This is a genomic window from Pseudomonas sp. TE36184, from assembly GCF_054060055.1.
In genome coordinates this window covers 4088908-4111782 of sequence record NZ_JBSSCU010000001.1, presented here as the reverse complement: position 1 = coordinate 4111782, position 22875 = coordinate 4088908, and the positions used below count along the sequence as shown (strand labels likewise).

Below are 22875 nucleotides of genomic sequence, written 5' to 3'. Positions count from 1 at the left end.
GTGACCGACGACAATTGCTCGGCGGCGCTGGCGATCTGGGTGACGCCGTCGCTGATGCCGCCGATCAATTCGCGCAGGCCTACGGTCATGCTTTGCATGGCGCGTTGCAGTTGGCCCAGTTCGTCCTGGCGCGTGGACGTCAGGTCGTGGCTCAGGTCGCCGGAGGCAACACGCTCGGCCACTTTGAGGGTCTGATTCAGCGGGATGACGATCTGGCGCGTGATCGCCCAGGCGGCCACCAGGCCAAAGATCAATGCCAGCACGGTGGCCAGCAGGAGCAGGTACTTGGCCTGGGCGGCATCGGTGTCGCGCACAGCGGTCTGGGAAATCGTCAGTTTATCGCTGCGGTTCAGCAGGACATCGCCTTGCGCGCTCATGGTTTTGAGTGCGACGGCGGTGGCCACCTGGGAATCGCGGAACTGGCTGACGGCGGCGCGATAGGCTTGCAGCGAGACACTGGCCTGCTGCAGGTTGGCCTGGTATTGCTCCTGCAATGAGCCTTGCAGTTCAGTGATCTTCTTCAGCGCGTTGTCGATGGCGTCGAGCGCGGGTTGCTCAGCCTCGACCTTGCCGCTGTAGGTGTAACCGCGGACCTGGAAGCGCGCTTGCTGGATCAGCTTGCTCAGGTCGACCACGCTATTGAACTGGGTGACGCTGTCGCTTTGCAGCAGGGACTTCTCGACTTCAGTCACCTTGAGCACCGCATTGTCGGCGGTATTGCCCAGCTTGCTGCGCGCATCCTCACGGTTGGCCCCGGCTTGCGCCATATCGCTGAATGCGCGCTTGTATTGCTCCACGGCGGCCAATTGCTCATCGATCAGGGCGATGTCGGCAGGTTGTTCGATCAGCGTGCGGGCGGTTTTCATGCCGCTGTCCAGGCGGTTCAGCAGCTCGCTGACGGCCGCCGTGCCTTGTTCGCCACGGCGCATTTCATAGTCCAGGCGGGCGATACGCAGGTCTTTGGTCAAGACATTGAGGCTGGAGATATACCCCAGTTTGTTGCCGCGGCTGGCCACATCGCCCAGGCCGGTCCAGCCGGTGAAGGTGATCAACAAGGTGAGGAGCAACACCAGGCCAAAGCCTACGCCCAGTTTGTGGTTGACGCTGACATTCCCCAGCTTTTCGGCTAACCAACGATGCATGCTGCGAACTCCCGTGGAACAAGGCTTGGACTTATTCGAAGGTTATCGGCAGCGCAGCAGGAATCTGTAGGGATGGGTGGCTAGAACAGCCGGGCGAGCAGGGCGGTGACGGCGGTTTCCACGCGCAGGATGCGCGCACCCAGTTGCACCGGTTGCAAGCCGGCCTTGCTCAGCAGGTCGACCTCGTAGGGTATCCAGCCGCCTTCCGGGCCGATGGCCAGGGTTACCGGCTCGTCCAGACCGCGCGGGCACGGCGGGTAATCGCCGGGATGGCCGATCAGGCCGAGGGTGCCTGCGGTCATGGCGGGCAGGCGGTCTTCGACGAAGGGCTTGAAGCGTTTTTCGATGACGATTTCCGGTAGCACTGTGTCGCGCGCCTGTTCCAGGCCGAGGATCAATTGCTCGCGGATCGCCTCGGGCTCCAGGAAGGGGGTTTGCCAGAAGCTCTTTTCCACGCGGTAGCTGTTGACCAGCACCACCTTCGGCACGCCCATGGCGGCGACGGTCTGCAGCACCCGGCGCAGCATTTTCGGGCGTGGCAGGGCCAGCAGCAGGGTCAGCGGCAGTTTGGCCGGCGGCGGCAGGTCGAAGGCCACTTGCAGCTCGGCTTCGTGGGCTTCCAGGCGCAGCACTTGGGCATTGCCCATCAGCCCGCCGATACGCCCGACCCGCAGGTTGTCGCCCACCGTCGCGCGGTGGACGTCCTGCATATGCACCAGGCGCCGGTCACGCAGGACCACCCGGTCGGCCGCGATAAAGTCGGCCTCTTCAAGCAGCAACAGGTTCACGGCTGGGTCGCTGGCGGCTGGTCGTTGTCGTCGGCGGCTTGGTCGTCGGGGTGTTCGCCACGCTTGGTGATCAGGCTGCTGAACAGGATGCCGATCTCGAACAGCATCCACATCGGCACGGCCAGCAGGGTCTGGGAGAAAATGTCCGGCGGGGTCAGGATCATGCCGACCACGAAGCAGCCGATGACCACGTAGGGACGGATCTTCTTCAGGTACTGCACGTTGACCACGCCGATCCATACCAGCAACACCACGGCCACCGGAATTTCGAAGGCCACGCCGAAGGCGAAGAACAGCGTCATCACGAAGTCGAGGTAGCTGGTGATGTCGGTCATCATCTCCACGCCGGCCGGGGTGGCGGCGGCGAAGAACTTGAAGATCAGCGGGAACACCAGGAAGTAAGCGAACGCCATGCCGGTGTAGAACAGCAGGATGCTCGACACCAGCAACGGCACCGCGATGCGCTTCTCATGCTTGTACAGGCCGGGGGCGATGAAGCCCCAGATCTGGTGCAGGATCACCGGGATCGCCAGGAACAGCGAGACCATCATGGTCAGCTTCAACGGCGTCAGGAACGGCGACGACACGTCGGTGGCGATCATCGTCGCGCCGGCCGGCAGGTAATGGCGCAGTGGCGTGGAGACGAAGGTGTAGATCTGCTGGGTAAAGGCGAACAGCCCGGCAAAGATCACGAAGATCGCCGCCACGCAACGCAGCAGGCGGGTACGCAGCTCGGTGAGGTGCGAGACCAGTGGCATGTGCTGGTCGTTTTCCGGTTTATCAGCGCTCATGGGGCTCGCGGCGGCAATGTAGGGTCATGGGGAGCGGGCGGCGCGGTTGGCGTCGGCGCTGGCTCGGTTGGAGCGGTCGGGGTAGTGGGCGCTGCTTCAACAACGGGCGTGGGCGCAATGCTGTGTTCGGCCACCGGTGTCACCGGCTTGGCCTGCTCCTGCACCGGCGTCAGAATATTGCGCGCCTCCTGCTCCAACGACAGGATGTGTTCGTTGTGCAGTTGGCGGCGGATTTCGTCGGCGCCGATTTCCCGTTCAACTTCCTGTTTGATGGCGTTGAAACTGCGTTTCAGACGCCCGATCCACAAACCGGCCGTGCGCGCGGCACCGGGCAGGCGTTCCGGCCCGAGTACCAGCAAGGCCACGAGGCCGACGAGCAGCAGTTCAGAGAAGCTGATACCAAACATTAGTCAGTGCTCACGAGTCTTTGCGGATCGGCTCTTCGACTTTTTCAGCCTGCACGTCGAAGGTGCGACGCTCGGTGATCGGCTGGGTCGCCTGCGGGTGGACCGGTTGGGCCGGCGGCACCGGGTTGGCGGCGGGTTCGGCGGGTTTTTCGTCGTCGTTCATGGCCTTGCGAAAGCCCTTGATCGACTCGCCCACGTCGGTGCCGAGGTTTTTCAGTTTCTTGGTGCCAAATACCAGAACGACCACCACCAAGATGACGATCCAATGTTTCCAGTCAAAAATGCCCATGCTGCAATTCCTCTGTAAAAGTTATTCAGGCGGACGGGCGCGAGGCCTTTTCGGCATGCCCGGACAAGCCGAAGCGACGGTCCAGTTCATCCAGCACGGCCTGCGGATGCTGCCCCAGTTGGGCGAGCATGACCAGGCTGTGGAACCATAGGTCGGCGGTTTCGTAGATCACATCGCTGCAGTCGCCGCTGATCTCGGCATCCTTGGCGGCGATGATGGTCTCGACGGATTCTTCGCCGAGTTTTTCCAGGATCTTGTTCAGGCCCTTGTGGTACAGGCTGGCGACGTAGGAGCTTTCGGCATCCGCGCCTTTGCGCTCTTCCAGCACCTGGGCCACACGGTTCAGGGTATCGCTCATGTTCAGTGTCCTGCCGAGTAAATGGCGTGCGGGTCTTTGAGTACCGGCTCCACAACCTTCCACTCGCCGTTCTCGAACACGCGATAGAAGCAGCTGTGGCGGCCGGTGTGGCAGGCGATGCCGCCGATCTGCTCGACCTTGAGGATCACCACGTCGGCGTCGCAGTCCAGGCGTATCTCGTGCAGGGTTTGCACGTGCCCGGACTCTTCGCCCTTGCGCCACAGTTTGCCACGCGAACGTGACCAGTAAATGGCGCGCTGCTCAGCGGCGGTGAGGCTCAGGGCCTCGCGGTTCATCCAGGCCATCATCAGCACGCGCCCGGTCTTGTAGTCCTGGGCAATGGCCGGCACCAGGCCGTCACTGTCCCACTTGATCTCATCCAGCCAGTCTTTCATCTTCGGCTCCGGCAATTTGCGACAGTGTATAACCGGATTGGCTACCGACGCACGATCAGATAAACACCCACGGCGACCATGATGCCGGCCGGCCAGTGGCCCAGTTGATTCAGCGGCCCGCCGATGGCCAGCATCACCCCGCCGACCAGATGCGCGGCGCCCAGCAGGCGCAGGAACCAGTCGTCCTTGCGCGTGTGCCACGGCGGCGTCGGGTCTTTGGCGTGGGGCTGGGACATGCGTTCCAGCAGGTCGCGGGTCATGTTGGCCAGGTGCGGCAGTTGCTCCACCTGGCTCTGCAGGTTGCCCAGCAGGGTTTTCGGGCTGACCCGCTCGCGCATCCAGCGTTCGAGGAACGGCTGGGCGGTGTTCCACAGGTCGAGGTCGGGGTACAGCTGGCGGCCCAGGCCTTCAATGTTCAGCAGGGTTTTCTGCAGCAACACCAACTGCGGCTGCACTTCCATATTGAAGCGCCGCGCGGTCTGGAACAGGCGCATCAGCACCTGGCCGAAGGAAATGTCTTTCAACGGTTTTTCGAAGATCGGCTCGCACACGGTGCGGATCGCCGCTTCGAATTCGTTGAGCTTGGTTTCCGCCGGCACCCAACCCGAATCGATGTGCAACTGCGCCACGCGGCGGTAATCGCGCTTGAAGAAGGCGAACAGGTTGCGCGCCAGGTAGTCCTGGTCTTCCGGGGTCAGGCTGCCGACGATGCCGCAGTCGATCGCAATGTACTGCGGGCTCCACGGGTTGAGGGTGCTGACGAAGATATTGCCGGGGTGCATGTCGGCATGGAAGAAACTGTCGCGGAACACCTGGGTGAAGAAGATCTCCACGCCGCGCTCGGCGAGCATTTTCATGTTGGTGCGCTGGTCGGCCAGGGTCGCGAGGTCGGTGACCTGCACGCCGTAGATGCGCTCCATCACCAACACTTTAGGGCGGCACCAGTCCCAATACACTTGCGGCACATACAGCAGCGGTGAGCCTTCAAAGTTGCGCTTGAGCTGGCTGGCGTTGGCCGCTTCGCGCAGCAGGTCGAGTTCGTCGTAGATGGTTTTTTCGTAGTCGGCGACCACGTCCACCGGGTGCAACAGGCGCGCGTCGGCGGAGAAGCGTTCGGCGGCGCGGGCGAGAATGAACAGCCACGCCAGGTCTTGGCCGATGATCGGCTTGAGGCCCGGGCGAATCACCTTCACCACCACTTCTTCGCCGGTCTTGAGCTGCGCCGCATGCACTTGCGCCACCGAGGCCGAGGCCAGGGGCTCGACGTCGAAACGGCTGAACACGTCGCTGATCTTGCGGCCCAACTGCTCTTCGATCAGCTTCATCGACTGCTGCGAATCGAACGGCGGCACGCGGTCCTGTAGCAGCATCAGTTCGTCGGCGATGTCTTCGGGCAGCAGGTCGCGACGGGTCGAGAGGATCTGCCCGAACTTGATAAAGATCGGCCCCAGATCCTGCAAGGCCAGGCGCAGGCGCGCGCCACGGCTCAGGTCCAGCGGCTTGCGCGGGAACCAGCGCCACGGCAACACATAGCGCACGGCAAGCAGGAACCACGGCAACGGCAGGGCGAACAGCAGGTCATCGAGGCGGTAGCGGATTACGACGCGCTGGATACGGAACAAACGGCGGACGGCGAGCAGCTTCATGCGTTATCGCTTGGATCAAGGGAACGGCTCAGGCGCTCGAAGCGGGCCTCAAGGCGTTCCAGGTCGATTTTGGCCTTGTCGAGTTCACGAAAGCGCGCTTGCGCCTCCCGTTGTCCGACCAGGGTGCGCGATTCTTCGCTCAGGTATTCGGCGAGGTTCTGGTTGAGGCTGGCGAACCCCTGCTGGTACCAGCGCGTGCGACTGCGCAGGTGGCCGCTGATCAACTGGGTGGGCACGGGGCCGATCCAGCGCGACAGTTCGTATTCCCAGTCCAGTTCCAGGTCCTGCAGCACGGCGGCCAGGTCCATCAGCACCGCGCTGTCGCCTTCCAGCGCCACTTCGGGGCCGTGGAGGATGGCGGTCTTGTTGCGGCTCAGCGCCAGGTGCAACAGGCTCGAGGCCGGCGCACGCAGGGTGCAGTCGGCCTCGGCGGCCCAATGGGTCGCGAGCAACAGGCCTTCGTCGCTGGGCAGGATAAACAGCTGCAAGGCGGGGCTCGTGCAGTCGACGGCGATGATCTTGCCGTTCAAGTGCGTCAGCCGCGCCAGGGCGGTGCTGTCCAGGCGCAGCACGCGGTTGACGCCGTGTTCGACGCTGGCGAGCAGGCCTTGGAACAGCATCAGGGCTTGATGCCGCGGTGCAGGGCGACGATGCCCGAGGTCATGTTGTGGTAGGTCACGCGGTCGAAACCGGCGTCCACCATCATCGACTTCAGGGTTTCCTGGTCGGGGTGCATGCGGATCGATTCGGCCAGGTAGCGATAGCTCTCGGCGTCGTTGGTGATCAGCTTGCCCATCAACGGCATGAAGGCGAACGAGTAGGTGTCGTAGACCTTGGACATCAGCGCGTTGGTCGGCTTGGAGAACTCCAGCACCAACAGCCGGCCGCCGGGCTTGAGCACGCGCAGCATCGAGCGGATCGCGTCTTCCTTGTGGGTCACGTTGCGCAGGCCGAAGGCGATGGTCACGCAGTCGAAATGGTTGTCGGGGAACGGCAGCTTTTCCGCATCGGCCTGGACGAATTCGATATTGCCGGCCACGCCTTTGTCGAGCAGGCGATCGCGGCCGACCTTGAGCATCGAGCCGTTGATATCCGCCAGCACCACTTGGCCGGTCGGGCCGACCAGCTTGGAGAACTTGGCCGCCAAGTCGCCCGTGCCGCCGGCGATGTCCAGCACGCGGTTGCCGGTACGCACGCCTGACAGTTCGATGGTGAAGCGCTTCCACAGGCGGTGCATGCCGCCGGACAGCACGTCGTTCATCAGGTCGTACTTGGCCGCAACGGAGTGGAACACTTCAGCGACTTTCTGCGCTTTCTGGCTTTCCGGGACGTTCTTGAAGCCGAAGTGAGTGGTGGGTTCGGCATCGCTGCCTTTGCGCTGATCAGTCATATCGCTGTCACCAAAAGAGAATGCGGGACATGATAATCCCCAAGGCCTGCTTTGTCTTGGCAAGGCTGAAGGTAAGATAGGTGCTCACCGAGACCTTTTGCCGCATGGCAGGTGTTCAAGTCGTTATAAAGAGGAGTCGTTGCAATGGCCCGTATCACTGTTGAACGTGCACACACCCTGGGTAAAGAAGGCGCACGGGCGAAGGCCGAGAAGCTGGCACAGAAACTCCAGGATCAATATGGCCTGGAGCCTTCGTGGTCTGGCGATACGTTGAACCTCAAGCGTTCGGGGGTTAAAGGCACGGTGCAGGTCGCCGCTGATCTGTTGCGTATCGATGTGGAACTGGGCCTGCTGATGTCGGCCATGAGTGGCACCATCAAGACTGAAATCGAGAAAGCCCTGGATAAAGCCTTGGCCTGATCCGACTGTTGTTAGGGTGCCGATTCTAATTTTTCTGCCTACTTTGTGCCCAAGCCCTCAACTTCTGCGGGCCGTTCCTCCACCCTTTTTGCGTGAGGTGCACCATGGCCAAAGTTACCCTGAAGAAAAAAATCGACGCCCCGAGCCACGCCCTGGACGAGGTTAAAACCTATGCCCGCAAGATCTGGCTGGCAGGCCTGGGTGCCTATGCCAGGGTCGGAAACGAGGGCGGCGCGTACTTCAAAGAGCTGGTAAAGACTGGGCAACATGTTGAAAGTAAAGGTAAAAAAGTTGCCGTTGAACAACTTGATGCTGCCAACAGTCAGATTGACCAAGTAAAGAGTAATCTCTCCAGCGTCAAAGGCCGGGTTGAAGTTCAACTGGATAAAGTTGAAAAAGCTTTTGACACTCGTGTTGCAAGTGCCTTGAATCGAATCGGCATTGCGTCTAAACATGACGTGGAGACACTCTCTGCTAAGCTCGAAGAGCTGACGGCATTGCTCGAACGTGTCGCGCGTAAACACTAAGGAGACATCGGGATGGCTGTTAAAAAGACTACTCAGAAAGAAGGCAGCTCGTGGGTCGGGAAAGTTGAAGAATATTCCCGCAAGATCTGGCTGGCTGGTTTAGGCGTTTACTCGAAGATCGACAGTGACGGCAGCAAACTCTTCGAGACGTTGGTTAAAGACGGCGAGAAGGCCGAGAAGTTGACCAAAAGCACCGTGGGTAAAAAAGTCGATGCGGCCAAGGCCAGCGCCGGTTCCGCCAAGTCGAGCATTTCCGAGACTTGGAACAAGTTGGAAGAAACTTTCGACAAGCGCCTTAACAGTGCGATTTCGCGACTGGGCGTACCCAGCCGTGCTGAAGTGAAAGCACTGCACAGCAAGGTCGAGACCCTGACCAAGCAAATCGAAAAACTCACCGGTGCCAAAGTCACCCCGGTGAAGGCTGCTGCGTCCAAGCCTGCCGCTAAAACCGCTGCCGCCAAACCGGCTGCGAAAACGGCCGCCAAGCCACTGGTCAAAGCCGCCGCCAAGCCGGCTGCCAAACCTGCGGCCAAAGCGCCAGCCAAAGCCGTGGCTAAACCTGCGGCCAAGCCAGCGGCGAAAGTTGCAGCGGCCAAACCTGCGGCCAAGCCAGCCGCTAAACCAGTGGCCGCTAAAGCCGCTGCCAAGCCTGCTGCCAAACCCGCCGCTAAAGCGGTCGCCGCCAAACCTGCTGCGGCCAAACCTGCCGCCGCGAAGAAGCCGGTAGCCGCGAAAAAGCCCGCAGCAGCGAAGCCGGCCGTGGCCGCCAAGCCTGCGCCTGCGGCACTCGCCGCTTCCAGCGCCAACTCGGCAGCCGCGCCGACCGCTGCGCCTGCACCGACTGCCGCATCGGTAACCCCGACGCCATCCAGTCAGTCCTGATCTTTTCGGGGCACCTGAAAAAGCGCCCGGCCTGTGAAGGTCGGGCGCTTTTATGATCGGTCAGTCCATTCGATTGCCGCACGGTTCTCGCGCAGTGCCTGTAAGGCACACGTTTAACCCGGATCGTCCATATAGCGCAGCGCCAGGCGCTCCGTGGTTTCCCGCGCCGCTGGCAACAGGTGCGGCGCGACCAGCATCATGATCTGGTAGACCACCACCTGCACCTCGCCTTCACGGTCGAGAATGCGTTGGTAGTCCAGGGAAAACAGCAGGGTCATGGTGATCTGCTCCACCAACTGGCCCAGCGCCTGGGTGCTGCTGACCAACTGCCCCGCCGCCTGCAGCCGTGCGAGTAATGACGCCAGGGTGCGCTTGAGCGCCGTGAGCAGGTGGCGAATGCCCCTTGCCAGTTTCGGCAGGCGCCCCGCCAGGTTCGACAGGTCCTGGAACAGGAACCGGTAATGGGCCATGCGCTCGACGATCAGGTGCAGGAACAGCCAGTAATCCTGGGCCTCCAGTTGTGCGCCCGGCGGTGGGTCGAGCAGGGGCGCCAGCTCACTCTGGAAACGCTCGAACAGCCCGAGCACCAGCGGTTCCTTGCCATGGAAGTGGTAGTAGAGATTGCCGGGGCTGATCCCCATTTCATTGGCCACCTCCATGGTCGACACGTTCGGTTCGCCCTTGTGGTTGAACAACAGCAGGGCACATTCAAGGATACGGTCGCGGGTTTTCATCCGGTCTTCTTAAATAGGATCGTTGAGCTCAGCGGACCCGCACGTATGTGCCTGGCGCTGCTTCCATCGGTGGGTAATTCTGGTTGCCCAGGGCGGTGAGGGTTTCGCGTTGTACGCCCGAGCGCGCCTGAATCCACGCCAGCCACTCGGGCCACCAGCTGCCTTCGACGTGGCTGGCGTCGTAGTACCAGGCGCGTGGGTCGCTGCTCAGCTTGAGGTTCTCGACGTAGTTGGCCTTGGGGTTGCCCGGCGGGTTGAGGATGCTCTGGATATGCCCGCTGTTGGACAGCACGAAGCGCCGCTCGCCGCCCAGCAACTGCGTGGAGCGGTACACCGCGTCCCATGGCGTGATGTGGTCGTTGATCCCGGCCACGCTGAAGCTGTCCACCGTGACCTTCTGCAAGTCGATGGGCGTGCCGCACACCTCCAGGCCACCGGGACGGCTCAGCGGGTTGTGTTTGAAGAAGTCCAGCAGGTCGCCATGCAGGGCGGCGGGCAGGCGCGTGTTGTCGTTGTTCCAGTACAGGATGTCAAAGGCCGGCGGTTCCTTGCCCAGCAGGTAGTTGTTGATCCAGTAGTTCCAGATCAGGTCGTTGGGGCGCATCCAGGCAAATACCTTGGCCATGTCGCGACCGTCCAGCACGCCCTGCTGGTAGGAACGGCGCTTGGCGGCTTCCAGGGTTTGCTCGTCGGCGAACAGGGTGGCGGGGCTGTCGATCTGGCTGTCGAGCAGGCTCACCAGATAGCTGGCGCTGGCGACGCGGCGCAACTGGCGCTTGGCTTGCAGGTGGCCTTGCAGCGCGGCGATGGTCAGGCCGCCGGCGCAGGCGCCCATCAGGTTGACCTCGCGGGCGCCGGTGATTGCGCGGCAGACGTTGAGTGCTTCCTCCAGCGCGGCCACGTAGGTGGACAGGCCCCATTCGCGGTGGCGCACATCCGGGTTGCGCCAGCTGACGATGAAGGTCTGCAGGCTGTTTTTCAGGGCGTACTGCACGAAGCTGTTGGCCGGGCTCAGGTCGAAGATGTAGTACTTGTTGATTTGCGGCGGCACGATCAACAGGGGCTTGGCGTACTGCTTTTCGCTCATGGGCTTGTACTGGATCAGCTCCAGCAGCTCATTGCGAAACACCACCGAGCCTGGCGTGGTGGCGACGGTCTTGCCCACTTCAAAGGCGTGCTTGCTGACCTGGCGCGGCAGGCCGTTGTTGTGCAGCATGTCTTCGAACAGGTTGCTCACGCCGCGCACCACGCTGTTACCGCCGGAGTTGAGCAGTTCCTTGATGGCCAGCGGGTTGAGCAAGGTGTTGGAGGGCGATACCGCATCGTTGATCAGGGTGAACGCGAAGTGCGCGCGGGCGCGGTCATCGGCGCTCAGGGTGCTGTCATCGATCCAGCTGCGGGTTTGCTTCTGCCAGCTCAGGTACGCCTGCAGGCTGCGCCGGTACAGCGGGTTGAGGGCCCAGGTCGGGTCGATGAAGCGGCTGTCGTGGGGGTTGGGTTCATGCACGGTTTCGCCCAGCAGCACGCGCCCCAGTTGACCGCCCAGGGCCAGGGCATGACGAGCGGTATGCACCGGGTTGCGCAAGCCGTGGGCGGCGACGCTGCGCAGGGTCGACAGCAAGTCCCGGCCGCGCAGGCCGGTGATCGCATTTTGCGCATTGATGAACACGGCAGGGGTGGGCGCCGGGTTCGTCACGGGTCGTTCTCGCATGAGCCAACACTCCTTCGTCAAGTCATCAACAGGCACGCCAATTCAGAACCATAGTCGGTTCTCGGCAAGTTGCGCGGCGGTGTGGTCCTTACACCGCCGGACGGGGATGAATCACCGCGCGCAGGCGCTCCTCCTCGAGAAATTTCATGATGATCGGCGCCACGGCTTCGGCGCGAGTGATCAGGAACAGGTGGCCATCATCGATGATGTGCAGCTGTGCGTTGGGAATGCGCCAGGCGAGCATCCGCATGTTGATCAGCGGGATCAGCGGGTCGTCGTCCCCGGCCAGCACCAGGGTCGGCTGACGGATCTTGTGCAGCCAGTGGATGCTGGTCCAGCCCAGCCCGGCGAACAGTTGCCAGTAGTAACCCAGCTTGCCGGCCGAGCGCACTTTGCTCGCGTGTTCGGCGGCCAGGTTCGAATCGCGGCGGAACGAACCGCCATAAATCATCGGTGCAATACGCACCACGTGAGACGGCTGGATATAGCGCCGCGGGCTCGCCATCAGCCACAGCACTTTCGGCTTGCCCGGCACCATCACCGCACCGGCGGCGGTCGCGGCGAGAATCAGCTTCTTGCAGCGCTCCGGGTAGTCGTAGGCAAACTGCTGCGCCAACGCGCCGCCCCAGGACACGCCCACTGCATTCACCTGGCCGTAGTCCAGGTAATCGAGCATGCGCGCGGTGAGCTTGGCCAGGCCGGGAAAGCGATACGGCCGCTTGGGTGTCGACGAGCCGCCCACGCCCGGCACATCGAAGGCGATCACTTCCAGGTCCGGGTCCAGGGCCTGGACGAACGGAAACACCAGCTCGAGGTTGGCGCCGATGCCGTTGAAGATCAGCAGTGGCGTCAAGTGCGACTTGCCCGGGCGTACCGCCGTGCGGATGGTCTGGCCATCCAGGTCGATGGTGCGGAAGATGAACGGTTGCGGCATGCTCAAGCCCTGTGAAGTATTGCAGTCCGAGTGAGGTCAGTGTGGGAGGGGGCTTGCTCCCGATGACGTTCGGTCAGTCAATGGATCTGGTGACTGATACACCGCTATCGGGAGCAAGCTCCCTCCCACATTTGATCTCATTTCAATCCCAAAAAAGTGTGCTCTAGCGTTCATGCACATAGGTACCCGGTGCCGCTTCGGCTGCGGCGTAGGTTTTATTGCCTAATGTCGTCGGTGCCTTCTTCAACTTGCCCGCCCGCTCCGCCTGCCACGCCTGCCAATGCAACCACCACGAGTCGGTGTGCTTGGTCGCATTTTCCTGCCATTCCAGCGGCTTGCCCGCCAGGCCGTCGCTGGTCTGGTAGCGCGCCTTGGGGTTGCCCGGCGGGTTGAGGATGCTCTGGATATGCCCGCTGCTCGACAACACAAACTCCACCTTGCCGCCAAACAGCTGCGCCGACTTGTAGCAGGACTGCCACGGCGTGATGTGGTCGTTGGTGCCGGCCAATGAGTAGATATCGGCCGTGACCTGCTTGAGGTCGATCGGCGTGCCGCACACTTCCAGGGCATTGGCGCGCACCAGCGGGTTGTTCTTGAACAGTTCGATCAGGTCGCCGTGGAATGCCGCCGGCAAGCGCGTGGTGTCGTTGTTCCAGAACAGGATGTCGAACACCGGCGGCTCGTTGCCCAGCAGGTAGTTGTTGACCCAGTAGTTCCAGATCAGGTCGTTGGGGCGCATCCAGGCAAACACCTTGGCCATGTCGCGACCTTCCAGCACGCCGGCCTGGTAGGAGTGGCGCTTGGCCGCTTCCAGCGTCTGCTCGTCGACGAACAGCGCCACCTGGGTGTCCAGGGTGGTGTCCAGTACGCTCACCAGCAGGGTCAGGGCGTTGACCTTCTTCTCCCCCAGCGCCGCGTAGTGGCCGAGCAGGGCGGTGCAGGTGATGCCGCCGGAGCAGGCGCCGAGCATGTTGATGTCTTGGCTGCCGGTAATCGCGGTGACCACATCGACCGCTTCCTTGAGCGCCTCGATATAGGTCGACAGGCCCCACTCGCGCTGGGCCTTGGTCGGGTTGCGCCAACTGACGATAAACGTCTGCTGGCCGTTGCGCAGGCAGAAGCGCGCCAGGCTCTTATCCGGGCTCAGGTCGAAGACATAGAATTTGTTGATCTGCGGCGGCACCACCAGCAGCGGGCGTTCGTGGACCTGTTCGGTGATCGGCTTGTACTGGATCAGCTCCAGCACGTCATTGCGAAACACCACCGAACCTTCGCTAGTGCCCAGGGACTTGCCGACCTCAAACGCGCCCATGTTGACCTGGCTCGGCATGCCGCCGTTGTGAACCATGTCCTTGGCCAGGTGGGACAGGCCGTCGAGCAGGCTTTTGCCGCCGGTTTCAAAGAAGCGCTTGACCGCCGCCGGGTTGGCCGCCGTGTTGGAGGGGGCCATGGCTTCGGTCATCAGGTTGATCACGAAGTGACCGCGGCTGATGTCCTGTTCCGACAGGTTGCTGTCACCGATCCAGTCGTGCAGTTCCTTGCGCCACGCCAGGTAGGTTTGCAGGTAACGCTTGTAGAGTGGGTTCTGGCTCCAGGCCGGGTCGTGAAAGCGACGGTCATCGCTTTCGGGCATCAGCGCGGATTTGCCGAACATCACATTTTTCAATTCGACGCCAAAGTGGGCGACATGCTTGACGCTGTGCAACGGTTGTCTGATGGCTTGGCTCAGCACCATCTTCGCTGAGGCCAATAAGTCCTTTTTACGTAACGCGATGATCGGGTTCAGCCCCAAGGTGTTTTCCGAGGCCTGGCGTTTCAAGTCATCGTTATTCTTGTTACTCATCTACGACGCTCCATTGTCCGAAAGACGAGTACCGGGTACCGCTGCGCACCACGTTTCGATACACAACACAAGCCAGGTACTGCGACTCGGGTGACCGTTGATACCGCATCGTCAAATGCAGGGAACTTGCCAGTTCCATTGGTTACCCGAGTTTAATTTTTTTCGCAAGCGGGCCAATCGTTGGCCACAGGAGTGGGCATTCAAGCAGATGGAATTAGAAAATGCCCTCTAAAGCGCAAGAAGCCTGGGCTAGAGCATCAGCCGCACGACTGACTGATCCGGGTCGCGGGTTTTTCCGGCCGCTTTGAGTTCGGCGAGGTAATCGGCCCACAGCGCGTCCTGACGCACGGCCAGTTGGTAGAGGTAGTCCCAGGTGAACAATCCGCTGTCGTGTCCGTCGTCGAAGATCAATTTCAGTGCGTACTGACCGGCCGGTTCGATCTTGTTCAAGCGCACGTTGAGCTTGCCGAATTGCAGGATGGGTTTGCCGTGGCCCTGGACTTCGGCGGAAGGCGAATGTACCCGTAGGAATTCGGCGGGCAACTGGTAGGCCTCGTCGGGCCCGTAGGTGAGGCCGAGGGTGTTGGAGGTTTTGTGCAGGTTTACAGCAGTAGGAAATTTCGACATTGATGAGATCCTGAATAAACCGGCTTCAAAATGTGGGAGGGGGCTTGCTCCCGATGGCGGTGTGTCAGTCAGCATACATCTGTCTGACCGACCGCTATCGGGGGCAAGCCCCCTCCACATTGAAGCAAAGCAGTGCTGTGTGAGGCTTACAGGATATAGCGAGACAGATCTTCGTTCTGCGCCAATTCGCCCAAGTGGCTGTTGACGTAGGCGGCGTCGATCTGGATCGCTTCGCCATTCTGCGCACCGGCCAGGTCGCCGGCGCTGAACGACACTTCCTCGAGCAGGCGCTCCAGCAAGGTGTGCAGGCGACGGGCGCCGATGTTCTCGGTCTTCTCGTTGACCTGCCAGGCGATTTCCGCCAGGCGCTTGATGCCGTCCGGCAGGAACTCGATGGCGAGGCCTTCGGTTTTCAGCAGCTCGCGGTATTGCTCGGTGAGCGAGGCATGCGGCTCGCTGAGGATGCGTTCGAAGTCGCCCGGGGTCAGCGCCTTGAGCTCCACGCGAATCGGCAGGCGGCCTTGCAGCTCCGGCACCAGGTCGCTTGGCTTGCTCAGGTGGAACGCACCGGAGGCGATAAACAGGATGTGGTCGGTCTTGACCATGCCCAGCTTGGTATTGACGGTGCAGCCTTCGATCAGCGGCAGCAGGTCGCGCTGTACGCCCTCGCGGGACACGTCGACGCCACCGGAGTTACCGCGCTTGGCCACCTTGTCGATCTCATCGATAAACACGATGCCATGCTGCTCGACCGCTTCCAGGGCCTTGGCCTTGAGTTCTTCCTCGTTCACCAGGCGCCCGGCTTCTTCGTCGCGCACCAGTTTCAGCGCTTCCTTGACCTTGAGCTTGCGGCTTTTCTTCTTGCCCTTGCCCATGTTGGCGAAGAGGTTCTGCAGCTGGCTGGTCATTTCTTCCATGCCGGGCGGCGCGGAGATGTCGACGCCGGACATTTCGGCGACTTCGATCTCGATTTCCTTGTCGTCCAGCTGGCCTTCACGCAGGCGTTTGCGGAACAGCTGACGGGTGTTGGAGTCCGAGGCTGGCGCGGCGTCTTCGTTGAAACCCATGCGCGCCGGTGGCAGCAGGGCGTCGAGGATACGTTCTTCGGCGGCGTCTTCGGCGCGGTGGCTGACCTTGGTCATTTCCTGTTCGCGCAGCAGCTTCAAGGCAGCGTCGGCCAGGTCACGAATGATCGACTCGACGTCGCGGCCCACGTAGCCGACTTCGGTGAACTTGGTCGCTTCGACCTTGATGAACGGGGCATTGGCCAACTTGGCCAGGCGCCGGGCGATTTCGGTTTTACCGACGCCGGTCGGGCCGATCATCAGGATGTTCTTGGGCGTTACTTCAACGCGCAGTTCTTCCGGCAGTTGCATCCGGCGCCAGCGGTTACGCAGCGCGATGGCAACGGCGCGCTTGGCATCGTCCTGGCCGATGATATGGCGATTGAGTTCATGGACGATTTCGCGGGGAGTCATGGACATAATGTTTGGCGGTCCTCAAGCGGGAATAAGCCTACGGCTTACTCGGCGAGGTCCTGCTCCTCAATGGTGAAGTTGTGGTTGGTGAACACGCAGATATCGCCAGCGATACCCAGGGCGGTTTCGACGATTTCGCGGGCCGACAGGTCGGTTTTCTTCAACAGTGCGCTGGCTGCCGCTTGGGCATAGCCACCGCCGGAGCCCATGGCGATCAGGCCGTGTTCAGGCTCAACCACATCGCCGTTACCGGTGATGATCAGCGACGCGTCTTTGTTGGCAACGGCCAGCATGGCTTCGAGGCGGCTGAGGGAGCGGTCGGTGCGCCATTCTTTGGCGAGTTCGACGGCGGCGCGAACCAGGTGGCCCTGGTGTTTTTCCAGCAGGCCTTCGAAACGCTCGAACAGGGTGAAGGCGTCTGCGGTGGCGCCGGCAAAGCCTGCGAGCACCTGGCCGTGGTACAGGCGACGCACTTTCTTCGCGTTGCCTTTCATCACGGTATTGCCAAGGGAAACCTGGCCGTCGCCGCCCATGACGACTTTGCCGTGGCGACGTACTGAAACGATGGTGGTCAAGGGGAGAGTCTCCACGCAGCGGGGCGAAAATGCCCTGGTGGGAACTGATATGGGGGTAGCGGGGATGATTTCAACCTTGGGAGGTTGGTACGGACGAATGGTGTCTATTGGTCTGACACCCTTTCGAGAACCGCCTAAAACCAATGTGGGAGGGGGCTTGCCCCCGATCGCGGTGTATCAGTCGCCGAAAATATTGACTGATCTACCGCTATCGGGGGCAAGTCGAATCGTCGCACCGCCCCTCCCACATTTTGATTGGTGTTGGCTTTAGGTCAGCGGCTCTGGCGCTGTTGTAACAACAGGTTGCTAAAGCCCGCGCCGGCCAATTGTTTCTGCGCCACGGTCAGTTGCTCGCGGTTGCTGAACGGGCCCACCAACACGCGATACCACGTTGCCTCTTTCACCGTGCCGGACTCCACCGTGACCGCCTGGCCCAGCAGGATGATCTGTGCACGCACGCGATCGGCGTCCGCCTGTTTCGGGAACGAGCCCGCCTGCAGGAAGAACTTGGTCACCGGCGCGGCCTTGGTGGTCGCAACCGGCGGCGGTGGCGGCGGGGTGATTCCGGCCAGCGCGGCCTGGGCCCGTGCCGTGTCGATTTTGGCCGCTTCCGCCGGAGTGACCGGTGTGGTCGGTACTTGCGGCGTCGGCAGGGTTTTCTCCGGCACGGCGTCGGGCGGCACGATCACTTCCGATTCCGGCAGCAGGGTGTAGAAGTCGTACTTGGGCTTCACCGGCGCGGTCGGGCTTGGCGCGGTCTTGTTGGCCTCGGCCATTTTCGTGGCTTTTTGCTGCTCCTGTTTGACCCGTTTGACGTCATCGCCCTGGCCGGGGTCCAGCTTCATCAGGAATACGATAAACGCGCCGACCGTGAGGCCGATGGCCATCCACAACCAGCCCGGAATGGGCTTCTTCGCCGGTGCCTGGTAGCGGCTGGCGCCGCGCTTGGGTGCAGGTTTTTTCTTGGCAGCCAACTTACATACGCTCCAGAGTTTCCAGGCCCAACAGTTCCAGGCCTTGCTTGAGGGTCCGTCCAGCCAGTGCGGCGAGGCGCAGGCGACTCTGCTTGTGGGCTTCGTCGTCGGCGGTGAGGATCGGGCAGTTCTCGTAGAAGCTGGAGAACAGCCCGGCGACTTCGTACAGGTAGGTGCAGAGGATGTGCGGCGTGCCTTTCTCGCCGACGCTGTTCAGCACTTCGCCGAATTGCGCCAGCTTGGCGCCCAGTTCCTGTTCCTGGGGCGCTTGCAATACGATCTGCCCTTGCACTTCGCTGAAGTCCTTGCCCAGCTTGCGGAACACCCCGGCCACGCGGGTGTAGGCGTACAGCAGGTACGGCGCGGTGTTGCCTTCGAAGTTGAGCATCAGCTCGAAGTTGAAGCTGTAGTCGCTGGTGCGGTGCTTGGACAGGTCGGCGTATTTCACCGCGCCAATGCCCACCACGCGGGCAATGTTGCGCAGGTCGGCGTCCGCCAGCTCCGGGTTCTTTTCCTTCACTAGGTTGTAGGCACGTTCCTGGGCTTCGTTCAGCAGGTCGATCAGTTTTACGGTGCCGCCGTCGCGGGTCTTGAACGGGCGGCCGTCGGCGCCGTTCATGGTGCCGAAGCCCATGTGTTCCATGTGCATCGGGTGCGTGACGAAACCGGCGCGGCGCGCCACTTCGAACACCTGCTGGAAGTGCAGGGCCTGGCGCTGGTCGACGAAATACAACGCGCGATCCGCCTTGAGCACGCCGCTGCGGTAGCGCACGGCGGCCAGGTCGGTGGTGGCGTAGAGGTAGCCGCCATCGGCCTTGACGATGATCACCGGCAGCGGCTCGCCCTCGGCGGTCTTGAATTCTTCGAGGAACACGCACTGCGCGCCGTTGCTTTCTACCAGCAGGCCTTTGGCCTTGAGGTCATTGACCACGTTGATCAGGTCGTCGTTGTAGGCGCTTTCGCCCATGACGTCGGCCATGGTCAACTTGACGTTGAGCAGTTCGTAGATGTGCTGGCAGTGGGCCAGCGAGATATCGCGAAAACGCGACCACAGCTCCAGGCATTCCGTGTCGCCGGCTTGCAGCTTGACCACCAGGCCGCGGGCGCGGTCGGCGAACGCTTCGGATTCGTCGAAACGCTTCTTCGCGGCGCGGTAGAAGTTTTCCAGGTCCGACAGCTCGTTGCTGGTGATCGGGTTTTCCTGCAGGTAGGCCATCAGCATGCCGAACTGGGTGCCCCAGTCACCGACGTGGTTCTGACGGATCACGGTGTCGCCGAGAAACTCCAGCACCCGCGCCACGCCGTCGCCGATGATGGTCGAGCGCAGGTGGCCGACGTGCATCTCTTTGGCCAGGTTGGGCGCCGACAGGTCGATGGCCACGCGCTCGGCAGGGCCGGCCTTGCGCACGCCGATTTTGGCATCGGCCAGCGCCGCGTCCAGGCGCGAAGCCAGGGCCTCGGTGTTCTGGAAGACATTGATAAAGCCCGGGCCGGCGATTTCGGCCTTGCTCACCTGCGGGTCGGCCGGCAGCGCGGCGATGATTTTCTCCGCCAGGTCGCGCGGCTTCATGCCGGCCGGCTTGGCCAGCATCATCGCGATGTTGCTGGCGAAGTCACCGTGGGTCTTGTCGCGGGTGTTTTCCACCTGGATCGCCGGCGTCAGGCCTTCAGGCAACACACCTTCGTTGACGAGTTGGGTGAGGGCTTGTTGGATCAGCTGGCGAATGGTGTCTTTCATGGTGTTCTCTTTCGACCGCAAGCGGTGGCGCGCGATGCGCAGGTGGAAAAACTGGGCATTATCCGTGGCGAGGGCGGGCTTGCCAACCGTTCCAGACCTGCGGGGCTTTTTAAGGGCATCCTGCCCACTTGTAGGAGCGAGCTTGCTCGCGAAAATCGTCAACGATAACGCGGATATTCGGGTTTACGTGGCGCTCTCGGGGTTTTCGCGAGCAAGCTCGCTCCTACATGGCTAGTACAAATCGACCGGGTCCACATCCAACGACCATCGCACCTGGCGACCGCTGGGCATTTGCTCCAGCGCAAGTAACCAGCTACTTAACAGCCGGTGCAGCGGTGCGCGGGACGTTGCCTGCAAGAGTAGCTGAGCGCGGTAGCGTCCGGCGCGGCGTTCCATGGGCGCGGGCACCGGGCCGAGCAATTCGATGCCGCTCAGGCCCAACTCGCCGAGCAGGCGCTCGGCGGCGCTGCAGGCTTCATCGAGAAAACCTTCCGCCTGCCCCGGCTTGTGCGCCTCGGCGCGCAGCAGCGCGAGGTGGGCAAAAGGCGGCAGGCCGGCGGCGCGGCGTTCGCTCAAGGCCTGCTCGGCAAACGCGAAATAACCTTGTTCGGTCAGTTGGATCAGCAGCGGATGGTCGGCCAGGTGGGTCTGGATGATCACCTTGCCCGGCTCCTCGGCGCGCCCGGCACGGCCAGCGACCTGCACGATCAACTGCGCCATGCGCTCGCTGGCGCGGAAGTCGCCGGAGAACAAGCCGCCGTCGGCATCCAGGATCGACACCAGGGTCACCCGTGGGAAGTGATGCCCCTTGGCCAGCATCTGCGTGCCTACCAGGATGCACGGCTGACCCTTCTGGATGGTGGCGAACAGCTGGTTCATCGCGTCCTTGCGCGAGGTGCTGTCGCGATCGACCCGCAGCACCGGGTAGTCCGGGAACAGGATGCCCAGGCGTTCTTCGGCGCGTTCGGTGCCCGCGCCGACCGGTCGCAGGTCGACTTTGCCGCATTGCGGGCAATGGCGCGGTACACGTTCCACGTGGCCGCAGTGATGGCAGCGCAACTCGCCATGGCGCTGGTGCACGGTCATGCGCGCATCGCAGCGTTCGCATTCGGACATCCAGCCGCAGTCATGGCATAGCAAGGTCGGCGCGAAGCCGCGACGGTTGAGAAACACCAGGACTTGCTGGCCGGCGGCGAGGGTCTGGCCGATGGCTTGTTGCATCGGCCCGGAAATACCGCTGTCCAATGGCCGGCTTTTTACATCCAGTCGTAGGAAGCGCGGTTGCTTGGCGCCGCCTGCGCGCTCATTCAGGCGCAGCAGGCCATAGCGGCCGGTGTAGGCGTTATGCAGGCTTTCCAGGGACGGCGTGGCCGAACCCAGCACGATCGGAATGTCTTCCTGACGCGCCCGCACCAGGGCCAGGTCGCGGGCGTGGTAGCGCAGGCCTTCCTGCTGTTTGTACGAACCGTCGTGTTCTTCGTCGATGATGATCAGCCCGGGGTTTTTCATCGGGGTGAACAGCGCCGAGCGGGTGCCGATAATAATGTCGGCCTCGCCGTCCCGCGCCGCCAGCCACGATTCCAGGCGTTCACGGTCGTTGACCGCCGAATGCACCAGGGCGATGCGTGCGTTGAAACGCTGCTCGAAACGCGCCAGGGTCTGCGGGCCGAGGTTGATCTCGGGGATGAGTACCAGCGCCTGTTTGCCCGCTTGCAGGGTTTCGCGGATCAACTGCAGATAGACTTCGGTCTTGCCGCTGCCGGTCACGCCGGCCAGCAGGAACGCGTGAAAGCAGTCAAAACCTGCGCGAATGGCTTCATAGGCCGCACGTTGCTCGGGGTTCAGTGGCAATTCCGGTTGGGCCAGCCAGTGTTCATGGCGCGGGTCCGGCGCGTGCTTGCGGATCTCGACCTGCACCAGGCCTTTGGCGAGCAGCAGGTCGAGGCTGTCTTTGCTCAGCATCAGCTTGCTCAAGAGCTGGTGGGCCACGCCATGGGGATGCTGCGCCAGTGTCGCCAGGGCGTCACGCTGACGCGGGGCGCGGGCGATGCGCGGGTCGTCGAGGCGCGCGCCGGGCACCGTCGACCAGAAGCGTTCCTGGCGCGCTTCGGCCAGCTCGCCCTGGCGCAGCAGCACCGGCAGCGCCCAGCTCAAGGTGTCGCCCAGGCTGTGCTGGTAATACTGGGCGGTCCACAGGCACAGCTTGAACAACGCCGGCGGCAGCGGCGGCGTGGTGTCGAGGATGGCCACGGCCGGCTTGAGCTTTTCCGCCGGCACTTCACTGTGATCGGCTACCTCCACCAGGATGCCGATCATTTCCCTGCGCCCGAACGGCACCCGCACCCGCATGCCTGGCTGCAACTGCGCCCGCAGCACGCCGGCCGGGGCCCGGTAGTCGAACAGGCGGCGCAGGGGCGAGGGCAGGGCTAGGCGCAAAATGGCGTCGGGCACGCAGGGGTTCTCTATAAAGGAGGGTGATGACGAAGGGCGGGAGCCTAGCAGACGAGGGATGCGTTGGGTATGCCGCGGTTTTCGGATGAAAGGGGCTTTGGTGTGCTGAATCGATGCAGAGCGGCGCTTGCGCGTTTAAAAAGGTCTGGTAGAATCCGCGGCCTAATTACGTGCGGTATTCGACAATGGTGTCGAGTGGCGGCACGCTAGCCTGAGGAAGTCACCATGAAAGCCGGTATCCATCCAGCGTACGAAACCATCGAAGTCACCTGCAGCTGCGGCAACAAGTTCGAAACCCGTTCGAACCTGTGCAAGCCACTGGGCACTGACGTATGCAACGAGTGCCACCCGTTCTACACCGGTAAGCAGAAAACTCTGGACACTGGCGGCCGTGTACAGCGCTTCGCAGATCGCTTTGGTGCTTTCGGCAAGAAGCCTGCTACTCCAGCAGAGTAAGGCTCAAAGGCCCTATGGGCTTTTGCCAGCTGTTGAAAAAGGCGTCCCTTGCGGGCGCCTTTTTTGTGCCCGCGATTTGGCTGGCGGCGGCCCAGGCCCGCCTCGGTCATCAGGCTTTGCTCGGCTAAGCAGGCACTCCAGCGCAGTTGCAGTGGTTGAAATCGACACTCGAGGAAAAATTGTAGACATTTTTCAAGTAGATTGTGAACAGTTTAGCCCTTGTGTCCCGTGGCTCTTGGCCGAAAGTCGTAGTGTACGGCGCTTGACACCGGTGACTGCCCAGTCTTGTAGGGGCTTTACGACACGAGTATCCTCGGCG

At 62.2% G+C, this 22875-nt stretch carries 23 protein-coding genes and 2 pseudogenes; 5 read left to right on the top strand and 20 right to left on the bottom strand.

Annotation, left to right across the window (positions count from 1 at the left end):
- Window positions 1-83 precede the first annotated feature (83 nt).
- The 10 genes and pseudogenes from ACVWZP_RS18495 to ubiE form a co-directional block, all read right to left on the bottom strand.
- A pseudogene (locus ACVWZP_RS18495) lies at window positions 84-1142 on the bottom strand (methyl-accepting chemotaxis protein); the annotation flags it as partial.
- An 80-nt stretch (window positions 1143-1222) separates the two neighbouring features.
- Window positions 1223-1930 carry a 16S rRNA (uracil(1498)-N(3))-methyltransferase gene (locus tag ACVWZP_RS18490; RefSeq protein ID WP_057003627.1) on the bottom strand — a complete coding sequence of 236 codons (708 nt, stop codon included), beginning with the start codon at window positions 1928-1930 and terminating at the stop codon, window positions 1223-1225.
- Window positions 1927-2721 carry a twin-arginine translocase subunit TatC gene (gene tatC / locus ACVWZP_RS18485; protein WP_017849888.1) on the bottom strand — a complete coding sequence of 265 codons (795 nt, stop codon included), beginning with the start codon at window positions 2719-2721 and terminating at the stop codon, window positions 1927-1929. Before tatC ends, ACVWZP_RS18490 begins: the two co-directional genes overlap by 4 nt.
- On the bottom strand, window positions 2718-3128 hold the full coding sequence (gene tatB / locus ACVWZP_RS18480) for a Sec-independent protein translocase protein TatB (protein WP_457369998.1): 411 nt from the start codon (window positions 3126-3128) through the stop codon (window positions 2718-2720). Before tatB ends, tatC begins: the two co-directional genes overlap by 4 nt.
- Window positions 3129-3138: 10 nt before the next feature.
- Window positions 3139-3417, bottom strand: a complete 279-nt coding sequence (locus ACVWZP_RS18475; RefSeq protein WP_017849886.1) for a twin-arginine translocase TatA/TatE family subunit — start codon at window positions 3415-3417, stop codon at window positions 3139-3141.
- Window positions 3418-3442: 25 nt separating this feature from the next.
- Entirely contained in the window at window positions 3443-3775 is a 333-nt protein-coding gene (locus ACVWZP_RS18470) for a phosphoribosyl-ATP diphosphatase (RefSeq protein WP_017849885.1), read from the bottom strand.
- A 2-nt stretch (window positions 3776-3777) separates the two neighbouring features.
- The gene (gene hisI / locus ACVWZP_RS18465) at window positions 3778-4170 is read right to left on the bottom strand and encodes a phosphoribosyl-AMP cyclohydrolase (protein ID WP_017849884.1); all 393 of its coding nucleotides are present in this window, start codon (window positions 4168-4170) and stop codon (window positions 3778-3780) included.
- A gap of 41 nt (window positions 4171-4211) precedes the next feature.
- Window positions 4212-5816, bottom strand: a complete 1605-nt coding sequence (ubiB, locus tag ACVWZP_RS18460) for a ubiquinone biosynthesis regulatory protein kinase UbiB (RefSeq protein WP_017849883.1) — start codon at window positions 5814-5816, stop codon at window positions 4212-4214.
- Window positions 5813-6436 (bottom strand): ubiquinone biosynthesis accessory factor UbiJ, encoded by a 624-nt coding sequence (locus tag ACVWZP_RS18455; protein ID WP_177029560.1) that lies wholly within the window; start codon window positions 6434-6436, stop codon window positions 5813-5815. The genes ubiB and ACVWZP_RS18455 overlap by 4 nt, the downstream gene beginning before the upstream one ends.
- Window positions 6436-7206: a bifunctional demethylmenaquinone methyltransferase/2-methoxy-6-polyprenyl-1,4-benzoquinol methylase UbiE gene (gene ubiE, locus ACVWZP_RS18450; protein WP_017849881.1), complete on the bottom strand. Its 771-nt coding sequence runs from the start codon at window positions 7204-7206 to the stop codon at window positions 6436-6438. The genes ACVWZP_RS18455 and ubiE overlap by 1 nt, the downstream gene beginning before the upstream one ends.
- 144 nt (window positions 7207-7350) lie before the next feature.
- On the opposite strand from ubiE, the gene ACVWZP_RS18445 reads away from it, so the two are divergent.
- From ACVWZP_RS18445 to ACVWZP_RS18435, 3 genes are all read left to right on the top strand, one after another.
- Window positions 7351-7626 carry a polyhydroxyalkanoic acid system family protein gene (locus tag ACVWZP_RS18445; protein ID WP_017849879.1) on the top strand — a complete coding sequence of 92 codons (276 nt, stop codon included), beginning with the start codon at window positions 7351-7353 and terminating at the stop codon, window positions 7624-7626.
- Between the two features lie 104 nt (window positions 7627-7730).
- Window positions 7731-8153, top strand: coding sequence for a phasin family protein (locus tag ACVWZP_RS18440; protein WP_046384976.1), 423 nt, complete (start codon window positions 7731-7733; stop codon window positions 8151-8153).
- A 12-nt stretch (window positions 8154-8165) separates the two neighbouring features.
- Window positions 8166-9035, top strand: a complete 870-nt coding sequence (locus tag ACVWZP_RS18435; protein ID WP_057003629.1) for a phasin family protein — start codon at window positions 8166-8168, stop codon at window positions 9033-9035.
- 113 nt (window positions 9036-9148) lie between these two features.
- Here ACVWZP_RS18435 and ACVWZP_RS18430 read toward each other — a convergent pair whose 3' ends face one another.
- The 10 genes from ACVWZP_RS18430 to ACVWZP_RS18385 all read right to left on the bottom strand — a co-directional run bounded on the left by ACVWZP_RS18430 (window position 9149) and on the right by ACVWZP_RS18385 (window position 22100).
- A complete protein-coding gene (locus tag ACVWZP_RS18430) occupies window positions 9149-9769 on the bottom strand; it encodes a TetR/AcrR family transcriptional regulator (RefSeq protein ID WP_017849876.1) in 621 nt (206 codons plus the stop codon).
- Between the two features lie 28 nt (window positions 9770-9797).
- Window positions 9798-11480 (bottom strand): class II poly(R)-hydroxyalkanoic acid synthase, encoded by a 1683-nt coding sequence (gene phaC, locus ACVWZP_RS18425; protein WP_046384974.1) that lies wholly within the window; start codon window positions 11478-11480, stop codon window positions 9798-9800.
- 88 nt (window positions 11481-11568) lie between these two features.
- A complete protein-coding gene (phaZ, locus tag ACVWZP_RS18420) occupies window positions 11569-12414 on the bottom strand; it encodes a poly(3-hydroxyalkanoate) depolymerase (RefSeq protein WP_017849874.1) in 846 nt (281 codons plus the stop codon).
- Window positions 12415-12577: 163 nt separating this feature from the next.
- Window positions 12578-14257 carry a class II poly(R)-hydroxyalkanoic acid synthase gene (gene phaC / locus ACVWZP_RS18415; protein ID WP_046384973.1) on the bottom strand — a complete coding sequence of 560 codons (1680 nt, stop codon included), beginning with the start codon at window positions 14255-14257 and terminating at the stop codon, window positions 12578-12580.
- 249 nt (window positions 14258-14506) lie between these two features.
- The gene (locus ACVWZP_RS18410) at window positions 14507-14884 is read right to left on the bottom strand and encodes a gamma-butyrobetaine hydroxylase-like domain-containing protein (RefSeq protein WP_057003631.1); all 378 of its coding nucleotides are present in this window, start codon (window positions 14882-14884) and stop codon (window positions 14507-14509) included.
- Between the two features lie 146 nt (window positions 14885-15030).
- Window positions 15031-16368, bottom strand: a complete 1338-nt coding sequence (hslU, locus tag ACVWZP_RS18405) for an ATP-dependent protease ATPase subunit HslU (RefSeq protein WP_046384972.1) — start codon at window positions 16366-16368, stop codon at window positions 15031-15033.
- 38 nt (window positions 16369-16406) lie between these two features.
- Window positions 16407-16937, bottom strand: coding sequence for an ATP-dependent protease subunit HslV (gene hslV, locus ACVWZP_RS18400; RefSeq protein ID WP_457369997.1), 531 nt, complete (start codon window positions 16935-16937; stop codon window positions 16407-16409).
- Window positions 16938-17209: 272 nt separating this feature from the next.
- Entirely contained in the window at window positions 17210-17911 is a 702-nt protein-coding gene (locus tag ACVWZP_RS18395) for an SPOR domain-containing protein (RefSeq protein WP_017849870.1), read from the bottom strand.
- Window position 17912: 1 nt separating this feature from the next.
- Window positions 17913-19649: an arginine--tRNA ligase gene (gene argS, locus ACVWZP_RS18390; protein ID WP_057003632.1), complete on the bottom strand. Its 1737-nt coding sequence runs from the start codon at window positions 19647-19649 to the stop codon at window positions 17913-17915.
- Window positions 19650-19880: 231 nt separating this feature from the next.
- Window positions 19881-22100: a primosomal protein N' gene (locus ACVWZP_RS18385; protein WP_017849867.1), complete on the bottom strand. Its 2220-nt coding sequence runs from the start codon at window positions 22098-22100 to the stop codon at window positions 19881-19883.
- Window positions 22101-22325: 225 nt separating this feature from the next.
- On the opposite strand from ACVWZP_RS18385, the gene rpmE reads away from it, so the two are divergent.
- Together rpmE and ACVWZP_RS18375 are read left to right on the top strand one after the other, a co-directional pair.
- Window positions 22326-22556, top strand: a complete 231-nt coding sequence (rpmE, locus tag ACVWZP_RS18380; RefSeq protein WP_017849866.1) for a 50S ribosomal protein L31 — start codon at window positions 22326-22328, stop codon at window positions 22554-22556.
- A gap of 14 nt (window positions 22557-22570) precedes the next feature.
- Window positions 22571-22654, top strand: a pseudogene (locus ACVWZP_RS18375) (thermonuclease family protein); the annotation flags it as partial.
- Window positions 22655-22875: the final 221 nt, after the last annotated feature.

Bases quoted from the DNA above. Each gene is read 5' to 3' on its own strand.
- tatC (WP_017849888.1), bottom strand. From the start codon at position 2,721: ATGAGCGCTGATAAACCGGAAAACGACCAGCACATGCCACTGGTCTCG.
- tatB (WP_457369998.1), bottom strand. From the start codon at position 3,128: ATGTTTGGTATCAGCTTCTCTGAACTGCTGCTCGTCGGCCTCGTGGCC.
- ACVWZP_RS18475 (WP_017849886.1), bottom strand. From the start codon at position 3,417: ATGGGCATTTTTGACTGGAAACATTGGATCGTCATCTTGGTGGTGGTC.
- ACVWZP_RS18470 (WP_017849885.1), bottom strand. From the start codon at position 3,775: ATGAGCGATACCCTGAACCGTGTGGCCCAGGTGCTGGAAGAGCGCAAA.
- hisI (WP_017849884.1), bottom strand. From the start codon at position 4,170: ATGAAAGACTGGCTGGATGAGATCAAGTGGGACAGTGACGGCCTGGTG.
- ubiB (WP_017849883.1), bottom strand. From the start codon at position 5,816: ATGAAGCTGCTCGCCGTCCGCCGTTTGTTCCGTATCCAGCGCGTCGTA.
- ACVWZP_RS18455 (WP_177029560.1), bottom strand. From the start codon at position 6,436: ATGCTGTTCCAAGGCCTGCTCGCCAGCGTCGAACACGGCGTCAACCGC.
- ubiE (WP_017849881.1), bottom strand. From the start codon at position 7,206: ATGACTGATCAGCGCAAAGGCAGCGATGCCGAACCCACCACTCACTTC.
- ACVWZP_RS18445 (WP_017849879.1), top strand. From the start codon at position 7,351: ATGGCCCGTATCACTGTTGAACGTGCACACACCCTGGGTAAAGAAGGC.
- ACVWZP_RS18440 (WP_046384976.1), top strand. From the start codon at position 7,731: ATGGCCAAAGTTACCCTGAAGAAAAAAATCGACGCCCCGAGCCACGCC.
- ACVWZP_RS18435 (WP_057003629.1), top strand. From the start codon at position 8,166: ATGGCTGTTAAAAAGACTACTCAGAAAGAAGGCAGCTCGTGGGTCGGG.
- ACVWZP_RS18430 (WP_017849876.1), bottom strand. From the start codon at position 9,769: ATGAAAACCCGCGACCGTATCCTTGAATGTGCCCTGCTGTTGTTCAAC.
- phaC (WP_046384974.1), bottom strand. From the start codon at position 11,480: ATGCGAGAACGACCCGTGACGAACCCGGCGCCCACCCCTGCCGTGTTC.
- phaZ (WP_017849874.1), bottom strand. From the start codon at position 12,414: ATGCCGCAACCGTTCATCTTCCGCACCATCGACCTGGATGGCCAGACC.
- phaC (WP_046384973.1), bottom strand. From the start codon at position 14,257: ATGAGTAACAAGAATAACGATGACTTGAAACGCCAGGCCTCGGAAAAC.
- ACVWZP_RS18410 (WP_057003631.1), bottom strand. From the start codon at position 14,884: ATGTCGAAATTTCCTACTGCTGTAAACCTGCACAAAACCTCCAACACC.
- hslU (WP_046384972.1), bottom strand. From the start codon at position 16,368: ATGTCCATGACTCCCCGCGAAATCGTCCATGAACTCAATCGCCATATC.
- argS (WP_057003632.1), bottom strand. From the start codon at position 19,649: ATGAAAGACACCATTCGCCAGCTGATCCAACAAGCCCTCACCCAACTC.
- rpmE (WP_017849866.1), top strand. From the start codon at position 22,326: ATGAAAGCCGGTATCCATCCAGCGTACGAAACCATCGAAGTCACCTGC.